Here is a 21,343-nt window from a genome sequence, read left to right as displayed (position 1 = left end):
AGATGCCTCCCGCGGGGCTGCGCAAGCGACACCAGACGGAAGGCCGAGATTTGACTCGGCCCGCCAGCCCTGAGCCCTTGCCCTTTGCGGTCTACGACAACCACGCTCACCTCGAGTTCGAGGACGGTTTCGACCAGCTTGACCCAACGGAGTCGCTGGACCTGGCGGCTGCCGTTGGAGTGCGCGGCGTCGTACAGGTCGGTACAGACCTGGAGACGAGCCGATGGAGCGCTGCGCTCGCGCAGCACGACCCGCGAGTGCTCGCCGCGGTTGCGCTGCACCCGAACGAGGCGCCAAAGCTCTTTGAGCAGGGGCAACTGAGCGCGCACCTTTCCGAGATCTCTCGTCTTGCAGCACAGCCGCGCGTGCGAGCTGTTGGCGAGACGGGACTCGATTTCTTCCGCACGGGAGAAGACGGTCGTGCCGCGCAGATCGAGTCCTTCGAGACCCACATCGAGATTGCGAAGGCCAACAAGATTGCGCTGCAGATTCACGACCGTGATGCGCACGACGAGGTTGTGGCGACGCTGAAGCGTGTTGGTGCCCCCGAAAAGACGGTGTTCCACTGCTTCTCGGGTGATGCCAAACTCGCCCGCATCTGCAACGACAACGGCTGGTACATGTCGTTTGCGGGAACCATGACCTTCAAGAACGCACCGACGCTGCGCGAAGCGCTCAGCGTTGCAAAACCCGAGCTGACCCTCACTGAGACCGACTCGCCGTTCTTGACGCCAGAACCGTTCCGCGGCCGGCCAAATGCCCCCTACCTGTTGCCGCACACCGTCAGGCGCATGGCCGACACCCTCGACGAAGACCTTGAGGCCGTGTGCGCGCGCGTCGCGGCCAACACCGAGCGCGTGTATGGCAGCTGGGATCCCGCGGAGGCGGGGGAGGTCGCCGCATGAGCGATGAGCCGAGCGTAGCCGCCAGCCAGGAGGGGGCTGACAGCGCTGCCGCGTTGCTGGGTCCCCGCGAGGTTCGCGAACTTGCAGAGCGCCTCGGCGTTTCGCCGACCAAAAAACTCGGTCAGAACTTCGTCATCGACCCCAACACTGTCCGCAAAATCGTGCGGCTTGCGGGGGTACAGGCTGGTGACCAGGTCATTGAGGTTGGTCCGGGACTCGGATCGCTCACACTCGGGATCACCGAGGCCGGCGCCAACGTAACAGCGGTAGAGATCGATCACCGTCTGGCCGCCGAACTGCCCACAACCGTGAGTCAGATGCAGCCGGACGCTGCGAAGCGACTGCGGGTCATCCGCAGTGATGCGCTGGAAGTCACCGCTGAACAGCTGGAACTGGCAGGCACGGGTGAGGCGGCCCAGGCGGGCCCCGAGATTCTCGTCGCTAACCTGCCCTACAACGTCTCGGTGCCGATTCTGATGCACCTGCTCGAACTGATCCCCGCGCTTCGCGGCGGACTCGTGATGGTGCAGGCCGAAGTCGGGCATCGCATCGCCGCCGGCCCGGGCTCAAAGGAGTACGGATCGCCCAGCGCCAAAGCGGCGTGGTACGGCGAGTGGCGGATCGCCGGAACGGTCAGCAGGCGCATCTTCTGGCCGGTGCCCGGCGTCGACTCGGTTCTGGTCTCGTATGAGCGGCGTGGCGAGCCGCGGGGCACGAAAGCGGAGCGTCAGCTCACGTTCGAGCTCGTCAACGCAGCTTTTGCGCAGCGTCGCAAAATGTTGAGGCAGGCGCTGCAGCCCGTGCTCGGTCAACTGGAGCAAACCGTTTCGGTACTAGAGGCCGCGGGGGTTGAGCCGACTGCCCGCGCGGAGCAACTCAGCATCGTCGAGTTTCTAGCAATCGCCCGAGCGCACGCTCTGGTCATTTAGGCAGTCAGCATTGCGCTAGCGTGGTAGCTATGGGGACAAAACAGCGACGATCAGTGACCGTGAGGGCACCGGGCAAGATCAATGTGTTTTTTCGAGTGGGGGCCCTGCAAGACGACGGCTACCACGATGTCGCTTCCCTGTATCAGGCTGTCTCGCTGTTCGAAGAGGTCACCGCGACCGAGTCGAATGAGTTCTCGGTTCGGTTCGGTGGCCCCGTAGACGTGAGCGGGATCCCACTCGACGATTCCAACCTGGCGCTTCGCGCGGCCAAAATGCTTGCCGCGCACACCGGTTACACCGGGGGAGTCGAATTGAGTGTACTCAAACGAGTCCCCGTCGCTGGCGGCATGGGGGGTGGATCCGCTGACGCAGCAGCTGCGCTGCTTGCCTGCGACGAGCTGTGGGGTACGGGGGTCGGCCGATCCACGCTGCATGCTCTGGCCGCGAAGCTCGGAGCCGACGTGCCGTTTGCGCTCGAGGGCGGCACCGCCGTCGGAACCGGTCGCGGTGATGAGCTGAGCCCGGCGCTCGCAAAGGGCAGCTTTCACTGGGTACTTGCGCTTCCCGACACGGGTCTCAGCACGCCGGTCGTGTACCGCACGCTCGACCAGCACCGCGAAGATCACTATGGCGACCTGGGCCCGCAGCCCGAGTACGTGAAGGTCGACACCGAGGTGCTGCAGGCCGTGCGTGTTGGCGATGCCGCGACGCTCGCCGAGGCGATGCACAACGACCTGCAGGTTGCCGCGCTGCGGCTGGCCCCTGAACTGATCGAAGTGCTCGAACTGGGGGAGTCGCGCGGGGCGCTCTCTGGCATTGTGTCTGGATCCGGGCCGACCCTGGCCTTTCTCGTGAGTGACGCGCAAGAGGCAGCAGAACTTAAGGGAGTGCTGACCCGTGCCGGTCACCGCGCACTCACCGTCACGGGCCCCGTCGTGGGTGCTCGGGTGCTCGACACTCACTGAGAAACCCGGGAATAGTGACACGCGCCAGGTGGTTGCACCTGGCGTGAGTGAAACGATCCGCGTTGATATCTGGTCCGACATTGCCTGCCCCTGGTGCTACCTGGGCAAGCACCGCTTTGAGAACGGCGTAGCTGCGTTCCAAGAGCAGCACCCCGACGTCAACGTTGTGGTTGAAAGCCACAGCTTCGAGCTGGCACCCGATACGCCGCTCGACTTCGCGGGGAGTGAGGTCGACTTCCTTGTGAAGCACAAGGGCATGCCCGCCGCGCAGGTCGAGCAGATGCTCACTCAGATGACCGAGATGGCTGCCAGCGAAGAGACCGTCTTTGACTTCAGTAAAGTGAAGCACGCGAACACCAGGCGTGCCCACCGGGTGCTGCATCTCGCGAAGGATCGTGGGCTGCAGGAGCCGATGAAGGAGCGCCTCTTCCGCGCCTATTTTGAGCAGGGCGAAGACATGTCGGATCCCGACTCGCTTGCCCGTCTTGGTGCAGAGGTTGGACTTGATCCAGAAGAGGTACGCGCTGCGCTCGACAGCGAGGAATACGGTGAGGCCGTTGACCGCGACATCACTCGGGCCCAGATGCTCGGGGTAACCGGGGTGCCCTTCTTTCTGATCGAGGAAAAGTACGGTGTGTCTGGCGCGCAGTCAGCGGAAGCTTTTGCGGGAGCATTCGAGCAGGTGCTCGGACTCGTGCGCGGCGAAGAAACAGTTCAGAAGTAAGTTGATACGGGAGTTCAATATGACAAATCAGGATAGTGCGGTTGATACCAAGGCTGCTGCAGCAGCGGCTCCGGTTTTGGACGCGGAGGCCGGTCTTGCCTCGGCGGCGGCCTTCGCGAGTGCAGAGAGCCAGGAGATCTTGAACCTGCTGAGTGACAGCGAGGGCGGATCCTGCTGCGGTGGGGGCTGCTGCAGCGTCTAGCGAATAGGGTTCTGCTGGGTGGCACCCTGAATGTCCGAGGGTATGGATAGGCTGAGCACATCACTCTTCCAAACCCGGAGGTCAGAAGCCGATGCAGTCGTCTGGTCTAACTCAACCGACCGATTCACCCGAGCTCGAAGACGCGAGCCGCAACCCCAAAGCCAAAAAACGACCGCGACGAAGGCTTCGGCGCGCACTGCTGATTGTGCTGAGCACCGTTGTGGTGATCGCACTTGCCGCCATCGGGTTTGGAACGTGGACGGTCACGCGATCCTTTCCGCAGGTATCGGGCGAAATCGCGGTCGCCGCTGCACAGGGCGGTGAGGGACTCCGATCTGATGTCACCGTGCAGAGGGACGAGCGCGGCATTGCCACGATCACTGCAGAAAACACGGGTGACCTGTTCTTTGCGCAGGGATTTGTGCACGCGCAGGATAGGTTCTGGGAGATGGACTTCCGGAGGCACATGACCGCTGGGCGGCTCTCGGAGCTGTTTGGTGAGTCCCAACTCGGCACTGACAAGTTTCTGCGCACGCTTGGCTGGCATCGCATCGCCGAAAAAGAGGTTGATGCGCTGCCCGCCGAAACACGCGCCTTCTATCAGTCATACGCAGACGGGGTGAACGCCTACCTGAAGGAACGGCAAGGTTCGGGGTTGTCTCTCGAGTACGCGGTTCTCGGGCTGCAGAACGCAGATTACACACCCGAACCGTGGACACCGGCGGACTCCGTCGCCTGGTTTAAGGCGATGGCTTGGGATCTGCGCACAAACATCGAAGACGAAACCGAACGCGCGCTGCTGGCCCAGAAGCTGGACACTCCAACGCTCAAGCAGCTGTATCCGGAGTACCCGTTTGGCGAGCACCCCGTTATCCTTGCGGATGACCCGGCGGGCGCCGCGGTCATGTCGGAAGCCAAAAAGGAGCCCTCCGGGGTTGAAACGGTGGCGGCCGCAGACGTCAGCTCGCTGACCGACGCAGTCGATCAGGTTGACGAGATGGTGGCCGACCAGGGCGAAGGGGTGGGTTCGAACTCCTGGGTCGTCGCCGGGGAGCACACCGCAACCGGTAAACCCCTGCTGGCGAACGATCCCCACCTCGGGGCCGCCCTCCCATCGGTCTGGACGCAGATGCAGCTTCGGTGCAAAACCGTCACCGCGGAATGCCCCTTCGACGTTGCAGGGTTTAGTTTCTCGGGTCTGCCCGGAATCGTGATTGGGCACAACCAGCACGTTGCCTGGGGCTTCACGAACCTCACCACGGACGTCGCCGACCTATATGTCGAGAGGGTGTCGGGCGAGAACTATTTGCAAGACGGCAAACAGCACCCAATCGAAACTCGCGAGGAAACGATCAAGGTGGCCGGCGGCAAAGATGTGCCGTTGACGGTGCGCTCGACAGGGCACGGACCCATCGTGTCGGGGCTGACACCTGATTTCACGGCGATCGCTGACAACCCGCGTGTGGGGGATGGTGTGGGTGCGGCGGAGAAAGCCGTGGAACCGTCAGCTGGGGCGCAGTCGGAGGGCGACGAATACGCGCTCAGCCTTCGCTGGACGGCTCTCGACGTGACCACCACCCCTGAAGCGATCTTTAAGCTCAACACCGCCACGAACTTCACTCAATTTCGGGCCGCCGCGAAGCTCTTTGACGTACCAGCGCAGAATCTCATCTACGCGGACCTAGAGGGCAACATCGGTTACCAGGCTCCGGGCAAGCTGCCAATACGCGGAGCCGGGGACGGCTGGCTGCCGCAACCCGGTTGGGACAGTGCCTACGACTGGCAGGGGTTCATCCCGTTTGAGGATCAACCGACCACCTACAACCCCAAGTCGGGGTATGTCGTCACCGCAAACAATGCGATCGTGAACGACAACTACCCGTACTTCCTCAGCCGTGACTGGGACTACGGCTACCGGGCCGCGCGCATCGTGGAACTCCTTGAAAACAAGATCGACAAGGGGCCAGTGACCGCAAAAGACATGGCGCAGATCCAGATGGATAACCAGTTCCCGGCAGCGAAATCCCTGCAACAGGCCTACGCGAATGTCTCGGTTGACGATGGTGACGTGAACAAGGCCCTCAGCATGTTGAAAGACTGGAACGGGCAGAACGATCCTGATTCCGCCGCTGCCGCATTTGCGAACGTTCTCTGGCGGCACGTGACCGCGCAGATGGTCGATGAGTTTGACGTGGATGTGCCGCGAAGCAGCCAATCGAGGTTTGCGGTTGTGTTCGAGCAACAACTGAACGATCCCGAATCGAAGTGGTGGCAGAGCGCAAAGAATGGCAACGCAAGCAACCGGCAAGAGTTCTTTGAACTCGCCGCGAAGCAGGCGTATAAAGAGCTCGTCAAGCTACAGGGCGACAACCCCAAAAACTGGAACTGGGGCAAACTCCACGCTCTGTCGCTGACGAGCGGAACCTTCGGGCAGAGCGGTATCGCTCCGATCGAGTGGCTGTTCAACCGCGGCCCCTACTCCGTCGGCGGAGGATCGGGTGTGGTGAATGCGACGGGCTGGTCGCTCGATGACGGCTACGAGACGACCACCGTGCCGTCGATGCGAACCGTTATGGATCCGAGTGACTGGGACGCCTCGACCTGGCAAAATCTCACCGGGCAGAGCGGCCACGCCTTCAGCTCGAACTACACCGATCAGACGGAGGGCTGGGCCAAGGGAGAACAATACGGGTGGGCCTTCTCGCCAGGAGCGGTGAAGGCCACGACCACAAACACGCTCGTGCTTCGCCCAGCAACTGATTAGGGAGAGCTACTGCGGCCCAAACAGCCCCTTACTGTACTTGGTGAGCACTTTGTAAGCTTCGGCGAAGGTCTGGGGCGGGTGCGCCTTTTCTGCGGGGGTGCCAAACATCTCGACGAGTAACCCAATGAGTCCGCGGGCAGGCGGGCTCAACGGGCGATCGGGGGAGGCGTCAGCCGGATGCGGGCCAACCTCGGGGTTCGGTGGCACGTACGCGGGGTGCGTCTGCGGCCAGTCTGCGATGTGACGGGGCACCTTTCGATTGAACGCCCCGAACAGTGAGGGAGCCCCGTTGTCTCGCCGGGTGAGCGGCTCGAGCCCAAAACGCTCGGAGAGCGTTGCGGCGAGAGCGCCGTGGTGCATCGGCTCAGAAAACACGGTGCCGCGCTCGGTGTGCGCTGACACAAATATCGCTGGCACACGGCAGCCGAGCCGATCGAAAGTGAACCCCATTTCGCCCGCCCCGCTGCTGTCGGGTGGCGTTGCCTCTGGTGGCGGAATGTGGTCGTAGGTGCCACCGTGCTCATCAAAGGTAATGAGAAGCGCAGTATTGAGGTAGTTCGAGCCGACCTCGGCAGTTGAGGAGCGAATTGCAGAGTAGATCTCGTGAATGAGTGCGTCACCCGCGCGCACATCTGACACTGCCCCGTTGTAGATCTCGTGCCCGTCGACGCCGTCTTCGCGAATGCGCCCCACGGGCGGGTGAAAATCGTTGTGGTCGAAGATCATGCGCGGCTCAACAAAGGCATACGCGGGCAGGTTGCCGGACTTCACATCCTCATGAAACTGCCGCATCGTTGCGAAGTGCTCGGTGTTCCAGAACTCGCGCAGTGCGGGCGCGTGAATAAAGCCGGTGAATGAGACGAGCTGCATCTCGTCGAAGTAGATCCGCCAGGTGAGTCCGGCTTCTTCAAGCCGGTTGAAGACGGTGGGGGTTGGGGGCGCGTCTAGCCATTTCCGGTAGCCGCCGCCACCCATGTTGGTGACAAAGCCGTGCGAGGTCGACGCGTGAAAGAAACTGCGATTGCAGAACGTCTGGCTTGGCACGGCACAGTGCCAGTGGTCGTAGACACCAAACTCGCGGGCGAGCGTAGAAATTACGGGCAGCATCTCGGGTGTGAAGGATCCCATGATCTGATCGCGCTCACGCGCTGACGGTTTTCGCCGCTCGCGCCCCTCGAAATCGACCTCGTAGTCGAGCACAAAGCCCCGCATGTCGGGCTTCGCGCCGGGCTTTGGTGCGTTGAAGGGCGCGGTCATATCGACGACCTCTTTGCCGCGATTGTGCTCGTCGAGGCGACCGAAGAGTTGCGTGTTGACGTGAGGGTACTCTTCGCCGGGATCGGGATCCGGCAACCCCATAATTACATCGGTCGGCCCGCGATAGGTGTGCGCGGGCACCACTGTGCCGTCTGCGGCGGTGTTGGAGTAATTGCCAAAGGCCAGCCCCTCAAAACCGCCGCTCTTCGGGGGATCGTCTGGGGTGTACAGGTGACCGAGCAGGTTATCGAAGGATCGATTCTCGCCCATCACAACGACAAGATGGTCAAACCCTGGCTCGCTGCGGGGCTTAGGGATCGCGAACTCTTCAGGAATGTAGGGAGATCCGCCGGACTGGCGCTGGGACGCGAGAACAGCTGCGCCGCCGATCCCACCACCCACTGCGATTCCCGCGGCGAGGATCCCGCCGGTCTTCAGGAACCCGCGTCGGCTGGGGGAAGCCGCTTGTGGTTGCTCCGGGGGAGCGTCGGCAAGAGTTTGTTGCGGCTCATCCTCGTGCTCCGATGCGCTCACGATCCCCCCCCCTACCTTCGATCAGCCAACGCTCTTCACTCTTCCATATTTTCCGCCAGCTGTGTCGGGCAGATTTCGAAGTCAGCCGCGTGAACTACGCTTGAGACGTTATGGCACATCTTCTTGGGGCAGAGTCCCTACATCTCGAGGTTCCGACGAAGGTCGTGTTCGACTCAGTGACGCTTGGCGTTGCCGAGGGCGATCGCATCGGCATTGTGGGCCGCAACGGCGACGGCAAATCTAGCCTGCTCATGATGCTGGCCGGGAGGCGCGATCCCGACGGCGGCAAGGTGACTATGCGCGGTGGCACCACGATCGGGGTGCTCGACCAGGCCGATGTGTTCGCGGGCGGTGAGACCGTCGGGAACGCCATCGTTGGCGACCGTCCCGAATACGAGTGGGCCGGAGATTCGCGCACCCGCGAGGTGATCGCTGGACTCGTAAAAGATCTCGCCTGGGACGCACCCGTCGACTCGCTCTCCGGCGGGCAGCGCCGCCGTGTTGCCCTCGCACGCCTGTTGGTGGGGGACTGGGAGATTCTTGCTCTTGACGAGCCCACGAACCACCTCGACGTTGAGGCGATTGCGTGGCTCGCGAACCACCTGAAGCGCCGCTGGCCAAACGGGCAGGGTGCACTGTTGGTCGTCACTCACGATCGCTGGTTTCTCGACGAGGTCTGCAACGCAACCTGGGAGGTGCACGACCGCATCGTCGAGCCGTTTGAGGGCGGCTACGCGGCGTATATTCTGCAGCGGGTCGAGCGGGATCGCCAGGCCGCGACCATCGAGCAGAAGCGACAGAACCTTGCTCGGAAGGAGCTAGCTTGGCTGCGCCGTGGCGCTCCGGCACGCACGGCCAAGCCGAAATTCCGTATCGACGCGGCAAACGAGCTCATCGCCGATGTGCCCGAGATTCGGGATCGTGTTTCTCTGCAGTCGATGGCCGTTGCGCGCCTCGGCAAAGAGGTGGTGAACATTGTGGACGCGGGTGTCGCCTACGGTGAGCGGCAGGTGCTCGAAGACGTGACCTGGCTACTCGCGCCGGGTGAGCGCACCGGAATTCTCGGGGTCAACGGTGCCGGCAAATCAACGCTGCTCGGGCTGATTTCGGGCGATGTTGAGCCGACTTCCGGTCGAGTAAAGCGCGGCAAGACCGTAAAGATCGCGACGCTCACGCAGCAGCTTGATGAGCTCGAAGAACACCTGAACGATCCCGTGCGCGTGGTGATCTCGCGACTGCGCACGAGCTTTACCGTTGGCACCGGCTCGAAAGCTCAGGAGCTCACCCCCGGTCAGCTGCTTGAACAGATGGGCTTCGCGAGCGCACAGCTGTCGACCCCGGTGAAGGATCTCTCGGGTGGCCAGAAGCGACGCCTGCAGCTGCTGCTGATCCTGCTCGATCAACCCAACGTGCTCATTCTCGATGAGCCAACCAACGACCTCGACACCGACATGCTCGCGGCGATGGAGGATCTGCTCGACTCTTGGCCCGGCACCCTGATCGTGGTGTCGCACGACCGTTACTTCTTGGAGCGTGTCACTGATCAGCAGTACGCGATCCTGCAGCATCACCTGCGGCACTTGCCCGGTGGCGTCGACGAATACTTGAAGCTGCGGAATGCTGAAGAGCGGGCGAACGAGGCCTCGGGCCAGGTCGCCGCGCCCACAGCAGCGGCAGCAACAGCGACAGCGGGATCCGCGAGCCTCGCACTTGGCGGATCAGAGCGCCGCGCCGTCGAGAAAGAACAGCAGGCGGTAGAGCGTCGACTCGCGAAACTTGACGGCGAGATCAAGAAGCTGCACGCGCGCATGGCCGATCACGACCAGAGCGACTACGCGGGCCTCGGCGCGATTGGTGACGAGCTGCGAGCGACCGAGACTGAGGTCGGCGAGCTTGAAGAGCGCTGGCTGGAGATTTCGGAACAGCTTTCCTGACTCCTCACGTCTCACACCTCCCGCGGAACGGGGAGGTGGCGGTACAGTGAACGCAACGCTCCACAACAGGGGTGGCGAGCGCTGAGGGGGAGCATCGTGTTGATCGCAGCAATGATTTTGGCGGGGATCGCCGCACTCTTGCACGTCTACATCTTTGTGATGGAGTCGATCACCTGGACGAGCCGCAAGACCCGGGCGACCTTCGGCATCAGCGAGCAAGAGGCCGAGGCCACCCGCGAGATGGCCTTCAACCAGGGGTTCTACAACCTGTTTCTCGCTATCGTGACCGCGGTCGGGGTGATCCTGCTCGCCATCGGACAGGTGCCTGCGGGCGCAGCACTCACTTTTGCCGGTGTTGGGTCGATGGCCGCGGCGGCGACAGTGCTCCTGCTGTCATCGCCAGACAAACGGGGAGCGGCCCTCAAACAGGGCACGATTCCGCTCGTAGCGGTTATTCTGCTCATCATCGCCGTTGCGATGTAGGCTCGAAATGATCTCGCGGGCGGCACCGCGCCACGTCGAAACAGAGGTTTTTATGCAGCCCATGACCAGCACCGAAATCCAGCTTGCAGCGCGTCCCACCGGGTGGCCGACGCACGACAACTTTCACGTCGCGACCGTTGAACTCGGCGATCTGAAACCCGGCGAGGTGCGTGTTGCCAACGCGTACGTCTCCGTTGATCCTTACATGCGTGGCCGCATGAACGACGTGCGCAGCTACGTCGCCCCGTACGCGATTGGCGAGCGGATCACCGGGGGAGCAATCGGCCGGGTCATCGCGTCTGCCGCAGACACCCTTCCAGTGGGAACCGTGGTGTTGCACCAGCACGGTTGGTCCGACGTGATCCAGGCCGATGCGGCAACGTTCCGCGCGGTGCCCGAGCTAGAGGGTGTGCCCCTTTCGCTCTACCTACACATCTTAGGGATGACGGGGCTGACGGCGTACGTTGGTCTCACTCGGATCGCGCAGATGCGCGAGGGCGACACCGTGTTTATCTCGGGGGCTGCCGGTGCGGTCGGCACTGCCGCTGGACAGATTGCGCGGTTGCTGGGCGCGAAGCGGGTCATCGGATCAGCGGGCAGCCCCGAAAAGGTGCGGCTACTCACCGAGAAGTACGGCTACGACACGGCCCTGAACTACAGGGACGCGCCGATCCGCAAGCAGCTTGCTGAGGCGGTACCCGAGGGCATCGACGTGTACTTCGACAACGTCGGTGGAGACCACCTCGAGGCGGCGCTCGACATGATGAACGACGGCGGACGACTCGCGCTCTGCGGTGCAATCACCGCCTACAACTCGACCGAGCGTGTGCCGGGCCCCGACAACATGGCAAACATCATCACCCGTGCACTTTCGATTCGCGGTTTCACGCTCTCGGCGCACCTCGACCTGTCCGCCGAGTTCAACGCTCGCATGACCGAGTGGTTTGCTGCAGGCAAGATTGCCTACGATGAGACCGTTGTCGACGGCATTGAGCACACGGTCGACGCGTTTATCGACATGATGCGCGGGGCCAACACGGGCAAGATGCTCGTGCGAACAGGTGAGTAACACGAAGCCGCAGACCTGGGCGTCGCGCCTGCTCGGCAAGCCCGGGTCCGTCTCGTTCAAGCGCTTCGCCAAGGCGACACCGTTCACCACCGAAGCGAGTCAGGTTGCGGCCGAAGCACTCGGTCTGCAGCCCTTCTCCGAGCAGCAGTTGGCAACCCGGGCCCTGCTCGCGGGTCACGCGATCGAGATGGACACGGGCGAGGGCAAGACCCTGGTCGGTGCGCTCGCCGCGGCCGGTCACGTTCAAAACGGGCGTAGCGTGCACGTGCTGTCCGTCAACGACTACCTCGCGCGGCGAGATGCGGAGTGGATGGGGCCGTTCTACGCGGCCCTCAATATGACGGTCGCGTGGATCGGGCAACAGACGAGCCACGCAGAACGCCAGCGGGCCTACCAGTGCGACGTTGTGTACGCACCGGTCAGCGAGATCGGGTTCGACGTGCTGCGTGACAGGTTCGCCGTCTCGCAGGCAGCTCGTGTGAACCCGACCCGAGACGTTGCGATCGTTGACGAGGCCGACGCCGTGATGATCGACGAGGCGATGGTTCCGCTGGTGCTTGCCGGAAGCAGCGGGCACGTCGCTGAGGAGTTCACCGAGGCAACCCACCTGGTCGCTGGTTTGGAGCAGGACACACACTTTGTGGTCAGCTCAGACAGGGCGGTTGCGACTCTCACGGACGAGGGGCTCGAACACCTCGAGGGTGCCCTCGGTGGCATTAGCCTGTACGCTGCGGCCCACATGGATCGGCTAACCGCCATTAATCTCGCTCTGCACGCGCGAGTTGCCCTGATTCGCGACGTCGATTACCTCGTGGAGAACGGCAGCATCCGACTTATCAACGCGAGCAGAGGCCGTGTCTCCGAGCTGCAGCGCTGGCCAGACGGGTTACACGCGGCACTCGAAGCGAAGGAGGGCCTCGCCGCCACCCCCGCCGGAGTGGTGCTCGACACCATGACCGTGCACGAACTACTGCGTGGCTACGAGACCCTCTCGGGCATGAGCGGCACGATCCTCGCCGTTGCGGAAGAGCTCGAAGATTCTTATGGACTCAAATCTGGCAGGATCGAGCGGCACGTTCCCAACCAGCGCGTTGACGAGCCAGACCGCGTGTTTTTGACGGAGGCCGAAAAGTGGGCGGCTCTGGTCGACGAGATCAGCCGCAGGCACGGTACCGGCCAGCCGATTCTCGTCGGCACCCGAAGTGTCGCCGAGTCGGAGCAGCTCGCCGAGCGGCTCCGCGAGGCCGCGATCCCGAACCGACTTCTCAACGCGAAGAACGACGCAGAAGAGGCGACGGTCATTGCGAAAGCGGGTGAATACGGTGCCGTGACCATTTCAACCCAGATGTCTGGCCGCGGAACCGACATCCGTTTGGGTGGGCCAGATGAGCACGACCGCGATCGTGTTGTCAGCCTCGGCGGTCTTGCGGTGCTGGCCGCGGGGCGCGATGAGTCCGGGCGGCTCGATGCTCAGTTGCGCGGGCGCTCGGGCAGGCAGGGCGATCCCGGATCGAGCACGGTCTTTGTGTCGCTCGAAGATGATCTCGTGCAGCACAACGCTCCAGATCACCTGCTCAAGCAGGTGGAGGCTCAGGGAGATGCGCTTGCCCCGCGGGATCGGCGGCAGATCGTCGACACCGCCCAGCGGATCGCAGAGGGCATTCGCCAGGATCGCCACAGGGCAACCCAGGAGTACAACCGGGCGATATCGGAGCAGCGAGCCACCGTGCTCGCGGTGCGCGACAGGGTCGAGCATCACGGACTTGGGCTGACAAAGCTCGGTGAGTTGATCCCGGAGCACCTCGCCGAGCTTGATGCTGCTCGCGGCGAGCAGGCCGTTGCGGAGACCACGCGGCTCGCCACACTGCATTTTCTCGACAGCGAGTGGACCCGGCACCTAGCCGAGCTGCAAGAGGTTCGCGACGGTATTCACCTGCGTTCGCTCGGCGGGCAGGATCCGGTGCAGGAGTTTCACATCACAGCGCTTCGGGCGTTCGAGGGATTCTTTGACGCCGCGTTCGAACGAGCCGCCGAATTTATGCTCGGGCTGAGCGCGGAAGACGTCGGAAAAGATGTCGAAGAGCTTGGGCTGATCCGCCCCTCAGCAACCTGGACCTACATGACCCACGATGATCCCTTTGGCAGCACGGGAGACCGTTTTGCCAGGAACCTTGGGCGGCTGTGGCGTACCCGGGTGATGGGTGCCGAGTAGTCCCACAAAGCAAGGAATCTCGATAGCCTGAGGTGAGTGTGCCGCCGCGCACAGATCTGCCCGAAAGGAATCCCTATGGTGTATCGAGTTCAAGGTGTTGTTGTTCGCGAGAAAAACGCGCCCGCGACCATCGAAACGGTGTTGGTGCCGGATCCGGGCCCGGGGGAGGCCGTCGTTGACATCATCACGAGCGGCGTCTGCCACACCGACCTGCACTACAAGCAGGGCGGCATCAACGACGAGTTCCCGTTTCTGCTGGGCCACGAGGCCACCGGCCGGGTTGCGGCGGTTGGCGAGGGTGTGACCGAGGTCGCGGTGGGGGATCGCGTGATCCTCAACTGGCGTGCCGTGTGTGGGCAGTGCCGCGCGTGTGCCAAGGGCCAGCCGCAGTACTGCTTCGCAACGCACAACGCTAAGCAGAAGATGACGCTCGAAGACGGCACGGAATTGTCTGCCGCACTCGGCATTGGTGCGTTCATCGAGAAGACGCTTGTCGCGGCGGGTCAGTGCACGAAGATCGATGAGGAGTCGGACGCCGCGGCAGTCGGGCTGCTCGGCTGCGGTGTGATGGCCGGGATCGGCGCTGCGATGAACACGGGCGAGATCAAGCGAGGCGAGTCCGTCGCTGTGATCGGCTGCGGTGGTGTGGGTACGGCCGCGATTGCGGGCGCTCAGCTCGCAGGGGCCACGACCATCATCGCTGTTGACATCGACGACGCAAAGCTTGAGCAGGCGAAGCGCTTTGGCGCGACGCACACCGTCAACTCGCGCTCGCTAGACGCGGTTGAGGCGATCCGGGAGCACACCGGCGGGTTCGGTGCCGACGTGGTGATTGACGCGGTCGGTCGCCCTGAAACCTACAAGCAGGCGTTCTACGCGCGGGATCTTGCGGGGCGGGTGGTGCTGGTCGGCGTGCCAACCCCAGAGATGCAGCTTGAGCTGCCGCTGCTTGATGTGTTTGGTCGTGGCGGATCGCTGAAGTCGTCGTGGTACGGCGATTGCCTGCCGAGTCGGGACTTCGCCATGCTGATTGATCAGTACAAGCTGGGTCGCCTCGACCTCGATGGGTTTGTGACCGAGCGCATTGGTCTTGGTGATGTTGAAGCTGCCTTCGCCCGCATGGGCGACGGCACCGTACTGCGATCGGTGGTGGAGCTGTAATGGCGGCACGAATTGAGGGCCACGTTACGAGCGGCACGTTCTCGCTCGACGGTGGCACCTGGGACGTTGACAATAACGTTTGGATCGTCGGCGACGACTCCGAGGTCGTAGTTATCGACCCCGCGCACGATGCCGCGGAGATCGCCGACGCGGTTGGCACACGTCGTGTTGCCGCGATCCTACTGACGCACGGGCACGACGACCACATTCGTGCCGCGCGCGAGGCTGCAGAGCTGCTGCGGGCACCGATCTACCTGCACCCCGCTGACCGGATGCTGTGGGACGCCGTCTACGAGGAAGCTCCCGACGCCGAGCTCGCCGACGGTCAGGTCATTCCGATCGCGGGGATCGAACTGACTGCCGTGCACACGCCGGGGCACTCGCCGGGCTCGACGAGTTTCGTTGCGCCGGCGCTCGGCGCGGTGTTTACCGGAGACACCCTGTTTCAGGGCGGGCCGGGCGCGACGGGTCGCTCGTACAGCGATTTCCCGACGATCATCGATTCGATTCGGGATCGGCTGCTCGTGCTGGCGCCCGAGACCGTCGTGCACACGGGCCACGGCGACACGACCACGATTGGGGCGGAGGCTCCGCACCTAGCGGAGTGGATCGCGCGGGGTCACTGAGCGGCGCTTCTGTGCGGTGGGTGGTCTACGCCCCGAGCTTGGCGGCTATCGAGGAAAGTACTTCCTCGGGTGAAGCCGCCGTGTCGTAGACCGCCACCATGACCCGGTTGGCGCCGGGGGTAGTGCCGGGCTTCGCAAGCCACGGCGTAAACGACGACACGAGCTGGCGGAGGTCCCTGCAGAGCAGCGGCACCACATCGGGGTGGGGATCGCGCAGCCACTGGCGCAGCGTCGTGTTGTGCACGGCGACAAGACCCGCTGCCAGAGCTGGGGTCGCCCATGCTGCTGCCTCGGCGGGTAGCGCTGCCTGCAGGTAGCGGGCAAACACCCGCTCGTAGCGGTGCGTTATGACAAGCTCGCGGTCGCGCAGCGAGGGGGTGAGACGCATGAGTTCGAAGCGGAGCCGCGCGGCCTCTGGATCCCGAACCAAAAGGCGAAGCACGTCGGCGGTTCCCTCCACCACCGCCTCTGCTGGCGGCAGCGTGGTCGAATCGAGAAAGCGCTCGAGCTGGGTGAGCGCGTGGTCGTGATCCGCGAACACCACGTCGTCCTTGCTGCCAAAGCGGCGAAAGAACGTGCTGCGACTCATGCCGACGGCTTCGGCGAGGTCTTCGGCAGTTGTGCTGTCGTATCCCTTCTCGGTGAGGCGGCGGATCGCGGCGACCGAGTTCTCGGGAGCATTGTCTTTTGCTGACGCTGCGGGCGGCTGGTTTGTGACCATACGGTGAAGTTAGCACAGTGGTGAATTTGGGACTTGGTTTCACGCAATATTTCACAAAATTAGCCACTATTTAACCTCAAACAACTTGACCTGACACCGAGTCTCAGGCATTCTCAAGGGAGGAACCGCTATCGATCAGCGGGATCACCGAGAGAGGATCACCTGTGTTGCACGCGAAGACAGAATCGATTGCCCCCGGCACCCTGGAACCCGAATACGAGCTCTGGGAGCCGATTGATGCGGACGTAGCGGGCAGCTTCAGTGGTATTTCGAGCGAGGATCGCGCCTACCGCGACAGGGCTCGCGCGTTTGTGCAGCAAGAGGTGAAACCCGTGATTGCGGGGTACTGGGATCGCGCGGAGTACCCGCTGAACCTCGCGAAGCGGCTTGGCGATCTCGACCTGCTGCGTGACGGTATCGACGTGCCGGGGTTTCCGAAGCAGAGCCTGCTCGCCGCCGGGCTCACCACCATGGAGCTAGCAAGGGGAGACGGTTCGATCGCGACCATCGTCGCCGTGCAGGGCGCGCTGGCCCTGCGGTCAATCGCCGCCTGCGGTTCTGAGGAGCAGCGGAGCCGCTGGCTTGAGCCCCTTGCTCGCGGACAAGAACTGGGCGCCTTTGCGCTCACCGAGCCCACTCACGGTTCGGACTCGGTATCGCTCGAGACAACCGCCGAGACCACAAGCGATGGTTTTGTGATCAACGGCCACAAGAAGTGGATCGGCTCGGGCAGCGTCGGGCAGATAACGGTGGTCTGGGCTCGTGGCGATGACGGCCAGGTGCAGGGATTCCTGGTGCCCCAGGATGCGCCCGGCTATAACGCAACGACCATCGAGGGCAAAGCCTCACTGCGTGCAATCTGGCAGGCGGAGATTGAGCTCGACAACGTGCGCGTCGCTGCAGACGCGAAGATGCCCGGTGCGAACTCCTTTAAGGACACCTCGCGGATCCTGCGGGCCACCCGCCTCGGCGTTGCCTGGGCGGCGCTCGGCCACGCAACCGCGGTCTACGAAACCTCCGTGCACTACGCGAAGCAGCGTGTGCAGTTCGGGCGCCCGCTCGCGGCATCACAGATTGTGCAGGCCCGACTCGCTGAGATGCTGAGCCAGCTCACCTCGGTGCAAACGCTGCTGATGCAGTTGACCCGCGCAGAAGACGCGGGCGAGCTGACCGGGCCCGGCGCATCGCTCGGTAAGTACACGGCGACCCGCACCGCGCGCGCCATGTGCGCCAACGCGAGAGACCTGCTCGGGGGCAACGGGATCCTGCTCGAAAATCGCGTGGCCAGACACTTTGCAGACATCGAGTCGATCCACACCTACGAGGGCACTGAAACCGTTCAGGCTCTCATTATCGGCCGCGAGATCACGGGTGTCTCGGCGTTTGTGTAGGAGCCTCCCGCTTACTTCGTAGAGAGGTCCTCGGCATCTTCGCCCATGCCGGGCAGCTCTACGGCACTTGTGATCGGTTGACCCTCACGAATCAGGGCGCGCTTGCGCAACTGCCAGGCAATGGCGAGGATAGCGAACCAGATGGGCGTGTAGAGCAGCGGTTCGCGGGTGTCTTGGGCCTGCAACATTGTGAAGATGATGAAGGCGAAGAACGCGAGCACTATCCACGGGGCAATTTTCGGGAGCGGAGCCTTGAATGTAGAGGAGGCGTGCCGCTCCGGGAACTTGCGGATGTAGCTCAGGTAGCTGACCAGAATCATGCTCCAGACAAACAGGATCAGGGCAGAAGCCACCGAGCTCACGAAGGTAAAGGCCTCGATGGCGCTTTCGCCCGCGAGCAAGATAGGTGTGGCCGAGAAGAGAAACACGCATGAAAAGAAGACCGCGCGGCGAGGCACCCCTCGAGCATCGGTCAGCGCAAACTTATGCGGTGCGTGGCCGTCTTGTGCAAGCGCGTGCATCATGCGGGTGCCCGAGTAAAAGCCTGAGTTGGCACTTGAAGCGGCCGAAGTGAGTACAACAAAGTTGATCGCGAGTGCTGCAGCACCGAGACCCGCGTAAGCGAGGGTGGTGACGAAGGGGCTGGCTTCGGGGTCGAGATCACGCCAGGGTGTGATTGCCATGATCACGGTGAGTGCACCGATGTAGAAAATGATCACGCGCAGCACGATCGAGTTGACGGCCTTCGGCAGGTTGCGGTGCGGATCCTTCGTTTCGGCCGCCGCTGTGCCAATCAGCTCAACGCCGATGAACGAGAAAATACCGAGTTGGAAACCGAGCAAAAAGCCGCCTACCCCGAACGGAAACAGCCCACCGTCGTTGAAGAGGTTTGCGAGAGAGGCACTCGTGCCGGTATCGGGATTGCGGAACCCTGAGACAAGAAGCACAACGCCGGTAACGATAAGTCCCAAAATCGCCACAATCTTGATGAGAGCAAACCAGAACTCGAATTCGCCGAAGAACTTCACCGGCTGCAAATTCAGAATGGTGAGAAAGGCGGCGGCGATAACGGCGGGAAGCCAGCTCGGTATCGCGGCATTGAACGTGGACACGTAGACAGTGATCGCGATGATGTCAGCGACACAGATCGTCACCCAGGTGAACCAGTAGGTCCAGGAGACGAAGAATCCTGCCCAGGGGCCGATGAGGTCTTTCGCAATGTCACCGAAGGTCTTGTAATTCAGATTCGACAGCAGGATCTCGCCGAGCGCGCGCATGACAAAAAACATCATGCAGCCGATCACCGCGTAGATGAACAGGACCGAGGGGCCAGTGAGGCTGATGATCTTGCCGGAGCCGAGGAAGAGCCCGGTGCCGATCGCACCACCGATGGCGATGAGCTGGAGATGGCGGTTTGAGAGACCTCGCTCTAGCTTTACATGCTCTTTTTGCGGGGTTGAGTTCGACACGTCAGACTCTGCTTCCTGTGCATGCGGCGGGATATGCCTACGTGTTTCGGGCGTTGTGTGCCGCTAATAGATAGTCTGCATCTTCAGGTAAAAAGACGCACTAGAAATCATCTTATCGGCCAGATGTTGCTTAACGAACTTGAGCTGCGGTCCAGTAGGCTTTCGACTCGCTGCGTCAGTTCAGGTTTGGCACCTGTCTCGTGGCGTAATCTCAAGGGCATGAAAAGCGAGGGCAATATGGGCGAGCAGGGCGCGGGTTTTGATCTCATCGAAGCGAGCATTGAGGAAGTGCTTGACGCGTTTCGTCGAGGCGAAATTACGAGCAGCTGGCTGACTGAGGCGTATCTCGAGCGCATCGAGGCCTACGACCGTGGCGAGCAGGGGCTCAACGCGATCCCCGTGCCGAACCCCGACGCACTCGCGCAGGCGGCCGAATCCGATCGTCATTGGCGTGAGGGAACCGCCCGTCCGCTCGAGGGAGTGCCCTTCACCGTCAAGGATTCCTACATGGTCAAGGGCCTGACCGTTGCTTCGGGATCACCGGCCTTCAAGAACCTGGTCGCCCAGTGGGACGCATTCTCCGTCGAAAAACTGCGCGAGGCAGGTGCCGTGCTGATCGGCAAAACCAACATGCCTCCCATGGCTGATGGCGGCATGCAGCGTGGTGTGTACGGCCGTGCCGAAAGCCCCTACAACCGCGATTTCCTCGCCGCAGCCTACGCATCGGGATCGTCGAACGGTTCCGGCGTCTCGACCGCAGCAAACCTCGCCGTGTTTGGCATGGGGGAGGAGACCGTGTCTTCGGGCCGCAGCCCCGCCTCAAACAACGGTCTGTGCGCGTACACACCCTCGTGGGGTGTCCTGTCGATCCGTGGCAACTGGCCGCTGTTCCCCGCCCGCGATGTGGTCGTGCCGCACACCCGCTCGGTGCCAGACATGCTGCGCCTGCTCGACGTGCTCGTGCAAGACGACGAAGTGACTCGCGGAGATTTCTGGCGCAACCAGTCGGTCGTGGAGCTGCCGAAGCCGAGCGCGCACAGGCCTGCTTCTTACCTCGATGTCGTGGATCCTGACCAGCTGCGCGGCAAGCGCTTCGCTGTGCCCGCGATGTACCTGGGGCAGGATCCGAACTTCCCGATCGAGGTGCGACCGTCGGTGCTCGAGCAATTCGCGCTTGCGAAAGCAAGGCTCGAGGAGCTCGGCGCCGAGGTTGTGGTGACCGACTTCCCCCTCATCGAACAGTACGAGGGTGATCGTCCCGGGCAAGAGAACGTCGGCGAGCTCGGTGTGCTGCCCGAGGGGTGGATGGATACCGAGTTCACCCACTTCCTTGGTTTCGGGTGGGACGACTTCTTGCGGGCGAACGGCGATCCCGCGATCCCGAACCTGGGGGTTGTGGATCCGGATCAAATCTTCCCGCAGCCTCCCGGTGCGCTGCCCGACCGCTACGAAGAGGTTGAGGACTACGAGAACCGCTACCGCGCGACCGTGGCTGCCGCGCGCGAGGGCATCTCGGATCCGCGCGAGCGCTCCGATTTTGCTGCCGGGCTGCGGGCGCTCGTGCAACTGCGCGAGGACCTGTTCGAGTCCTGGCTGAAAGAGCGCGGCTTCGACGCTGTGGTGTTCCCGGCGAACGCCGATGTTGGAGCCGCGAACGCTGATGTTGATCAGGCAGCTGCGGATCGTGCCTGGGCGAACGGTGTGTTCTTCTCAAACGGCAACTACGCTCTGCGTCACCTCGGTATTCCGTCCATCACTGTGTCGATGGGATTGATGAGCGACATCGGCATGCCGGTCGGGCTTACGTTTGCCGGTGCTGCCTATTCGGACCCAACGCTGCTCGGGTACGCCGCGGCGTTTGAGTCGGGCGGGTCGGGATCGATGCGCGTCGCGCCGGAGCAGTATTCATAGATTTCCGGCGAGTGCGAAGCAAGGGCCAATCACAATGAGCCATGACGCGGCGGCAGCGATGAGGATGCCGATGCCCCATTGCCGAA

17 protein-coding genes are annotated in these 21,343 nt (G+C 62.9%); 14 read left to right on the top strand and 3 right to left on the bottom strand.

Features of this window, described 5'->3' with window-relative positions; translation table 11 throughout:
• Positions 1 to 2 precede the first annotated feature (2 nt).
• From G7068_RS05245 to G7068_RS05220, 6 genes are all read left to right on the top strand, one after another.
• Complete coding sequence (locus tag G7068_RS05245; protein ID WP_166293008.1) at positions 3 to 905, top strand: TatD family hydrolase; 903 nt, start codon at positions 3 to 5, stop codon at positions 903 to 905.
• Positions 902 to 1,834, top strand: a complete 933-nt coding sequence (gene rsmA, locus G7068_RS05240; RefSeq protein WP_166289881.1) for a 16S rRNA (adenine(1518)-N(6)/adenine(1519)-N(6))-dimethyltransferase RsmA — start codon at positions 902 to 904, stop codon at positions 1,832 to 1,834. The genes G7068_RS05245 and rsmA overlap by 4 nt, the downstream gene beginning before the upstream one ends.
• Before the next feature lie 29 nt (positions 1,835 to 1,863).
• Complete coding sequence (locus tag G7068_RS05235; protein WP_166289878.1) at positions 1,864 to 2,799, top strand: 4-(cytidine 5'-diphospho)-2-C-methyl-D-erythritol kinase; 936 nt, start codon at positions 1,864 to 1,866, stop codon at positions 2,797 to 2,799.
• Positions 2,800 to 2,842: 43 nt separating this feature from the next.
• Positions 2,843 to 3,523, top strand: a complete 681-nt coding sequence (locus tag G7068_RS05230; RefSeq protein ID WP_166289875.1) for a DsbA family oxidoreductase — start codon at positions 2,843 to 2,845, stop codon at positions 3,521 to 3,523.
• A 19-nt stretch (positions 3,524 to 3,542) separates the two neighbouring features.
• Positions 3,543 to 3,725 (top strand): hypothetical protein, encoded by a 183-nt coding sequence (locus G7068_RS05225; RefSeq protein WP_166289872.1) that lies wholly within the window; start codon positions 3,543 to 3,545, stop codon positions 3,723 to 3,725.
• Positions 3,726 to 3,816: 91 nt separating this feature from the next.
• On the top strand, positions 3,817 to 6,489 hold the full coding sequence (locus G7068_RS05220; protein ID WP_166289870.1) for a penicillin acylase family protein: 2,673 nt from the start codon (positions 3,817 to 3,819) through the stop codon (positions 6,487 to 6,489).
• A 6-nt stretch (positions 6,490 to 6,495) separates the two neighbouring features.
• Here G7068_RS05220 and G7068_RS05215 read toward each other — a convergent pair whose 3' ends face one another.
• Complete coding sequence (locus G7068_RS05215) at positions 6,496 to 8,280, bottom strand: alkaline phosphatase family protein (RefSeq protein ID WP_166289867.1); 1,785 nt, start codon at positions 8,278 to 8,280, stop codon at positions 6,496 to 6,498.
• Between the two features lie 110 nt (positions 8,281 to 8,390).
• Between G7068_RS05215 and G7068_RS05210 the strand changes: the two genes are divergently transcribed.
• The 6 genes from G7068_RS05210 (at position 8,391) to G7068_RS05185 (ending at position 15,765) form a co-directional block, all read left to right on the top strand.
• Positions 8,391 to 10,214, top strand: a complete 1,824-nt coding sequence (locus G7068_RS05210; RefSeq protein ID WP_166289864.1) for an ABC-F family ATP-binding cassette domain-containing protein — start codon at positions 8,391 to 8,393, stop codon at positions 10,212 to 10,214.
• Positions 10,215 to 10,310: 96 nt separating this feature from the next.
• A complete protein-coding gene (locus G7068_RS05205; RefSeq protein WP_166289862.1) occupies positions 10,311 to 10,697 on the top strand; it encodes a DUF1304 domain-containing protein in 387 nt (128 codons plus the stop codon).
• Between the two features lie 52 nt (positions 10,698 to 10,749).
• Complete coding sequence (locus G7068_RS05200) at positions 10,750 to 11,766, top strand: NADP-dependent oxidoreductase (RefSeq protein WP_166293007.1); 1,017 nt, start codon at positions 10,750 to 10,752, stop codon at positions 11,764 to 11,766.
• A complete protein-coding gene (gene secA2, locus G7068_RS05195; protein ID WP_166289859.1) occupies positions 11,759 to 13,978 on the top strand; it encodes an accessory Sec system translocase SecA2 in 2,220 nt (739 codons plus the stop codon). The genes G7068_RS05200 and secA2 overlap by 8 nt, the downstream gene beginning before the upstream one ends.
• A 75-nt stretch (positions 13,979 to 14,053) precedes the next feature.
• Positions 14,054 to 15,139, top strand: coding sequence for an S-(hydroxymethyl)mycothiol dehydrogenase (locus G7068_RS05190; RefSeq protein ID WP_205881355.1), 1,086 nt, complete (start codon positions 14,054 to 14,056; stop codon positions 15,137 to 15,139).
• Positions 15,139 to 15,765: an MBL fold metallo-hydrolase gene (locus G7068_RS05185; RefSeq protein WP_166289853.1), complete on the top strand. Its 627-nt coding sequence runs from the start codon at positions 15,139 to 15,141 to the stop codon at positions 15,763 to 15,765. The genes G7068_RS05190 and G7068_RS05185 overlap by 1 nt, the downstream gene beginning before the upstream one ends.
• A 25-nt stretch (positions 15,766 to 15,790) precedes the next feature.
• On the opposite strand, the gene G7068_RS05180 is transcribed toward G7068_RS05185, so the two are convergent.
• On the bottom strand, positions 15,791 to 16,486 hold the full coding sequence (locus tag G7068_RS05180) for a TetR/AcrR family transcriptional regulator (protein ID WP_166289850.1): 696 nt from the start codon (positions 16,484 to 16,486) through the stop codon (positions 15,791 to 15,793).
• A gap of 164 nt (positions 16,487 to 16,650) precedes the next feature.
• Between G7068_RS05180 and G7068_RS05175 the strand changes: the two genes are divergently transcribed.
• Positions 16,651 to 17,877 (top strand): acyl-CoA dehydrogenase family protein, encoded by a 1,227-nt coding sequence (locus G7068_RS05175; RefSeq protein ID WP_205881354.1) that lies wholly within the window; start codon positions 16,651 to 16,653, stop codon positions 17,875 to 17,877.
• An 11-nt stretch (positions 17,878 to 17,888) separates the two neighbouring features.
• Here the strand turns inward: G7068_RS05175 and G7068_RS05170 are convergent, their stop codons facing one another.
• A complete protein-coding gene (locus G7068_RS05170; RefSeq protein WP_244304692.1) occupies positions 17,889 to 19,346 on the bottom strand; it encodes an amino acid permease in 1,458 nt (485 codons plus the stop codon).
• Between the two features lie 219 nt (positions 19,347 to 19,565).
• On the opposite strand from G7068_RS05170, the gene G7068_RS05165 reads away from it, so the two are divergent.
• Positions 19,566 to 21,257, top strand: a complete 1,692-nt coding sequence (locus tag G7068_RS05165; protein WP_244304689.1) for an amidase — start codon at positions 19,566 to 19,568, stop codon at positions 21,255 to 21,257.
• The last annotated feature ends 86 nt before the right edge of the window (positions 21,258 to 21,343 follow it).

It is taken from the genome of Leucobacter viscericola (assembly GCF_011299575.1).
Lineage (GTDB): Bacteria > Actinomycetota > Actinomycetes > Actinomycetales > Microbacteriaceae > Leucobacter > Leucobacter viscericola.
This window is presented reverse-complemented; position numbering and strand designations above follow the sequence as displayed.

What these genes read in the sequence shown, in the direction of transcription:
- G7068_RS05200 (WP_166293007.1), top strand. Translation starts at nt 10,750, where the DNA reads ATGCAGCCCATGACCAGCACCGAAATCCAGCTTGCAGCGCGTCCCACC.
- G7068_RS05235 (WP_166289878.1), top strand. Translation starts at nt 1,864, where the DNA reads ATGGGGACAAAACAGCGACGATCAGTGACCGTGAGGGCACCGGGCAAG.
- G7068_RS05165 (WP_244304689.1), top strand. Translation starts at nt 19,566, where the DNA reads ATGAAAAGCGAGGGCAATATGGGCGAGCAGGGCGCGGGTTTTGATCTC.
- G7068_RS05190 (WP_205881355.1), top strand. Translation starts at nt 14,054, where the DNA reads ATGGTGTATCGAGTTCAAGGTGTTGTTGTTCGCGAGAAAAACGCGCCC.
- G7068_RS05220 (WP_166289870.1), top strand. Translation starts at nt 3,817, where the DNA reads ATGCAGTCGTCTGGTCTAACTCAACCGACCGATTCACCCGAGCTCGAA.
- G7068_RS05185 (WP_166289853.1), top strand. Translation starts at nt 15,139, where the DNA reads ATGGCGGCACGAATTGAGGGCCACGTTACGAGCGGCACGTTCTCGCTC.
- rsmA (WP_166289881.1), top strand. Translation starts at nt 902, where the DNA reads ATGAGCGATGAGCCGAGCGTAGCCGCCAGCCAGGAGGGGGCTGACAGC.
- G7068_RS05245 (WP_166293008.1), top strand. Translation starts at nt 3, where the DNA reads ATGCCTCCCGCGGGGCTGCGCAAGCGACACCAGACGGAAGGCCGAGAT.
- G7068_RS05180 (WP_166289850.1), bottom strand. Translation starts at nt 16,486, where the DNA reads ATGGTCACAAACCAGCCGCCCGCAGCGTCAGCAAAAGACAATGCTCCC.
- G7068_RS05210 (WP_166289864.1), top strand. Translation starts at nt 8,391, where the DNA reads ATGGCACATCTTCTTGGGGCAGAGTCCCTACATCTCGAGGTTCCGACG.
- G7068_RS05225 (WP_166289872.1), top strand. Translation starts at nt 3,543, where the DNA reads ATGACAAATCAGGATAGTGCGGTTGATACCAAGGCTGCTGCAGCAGCG.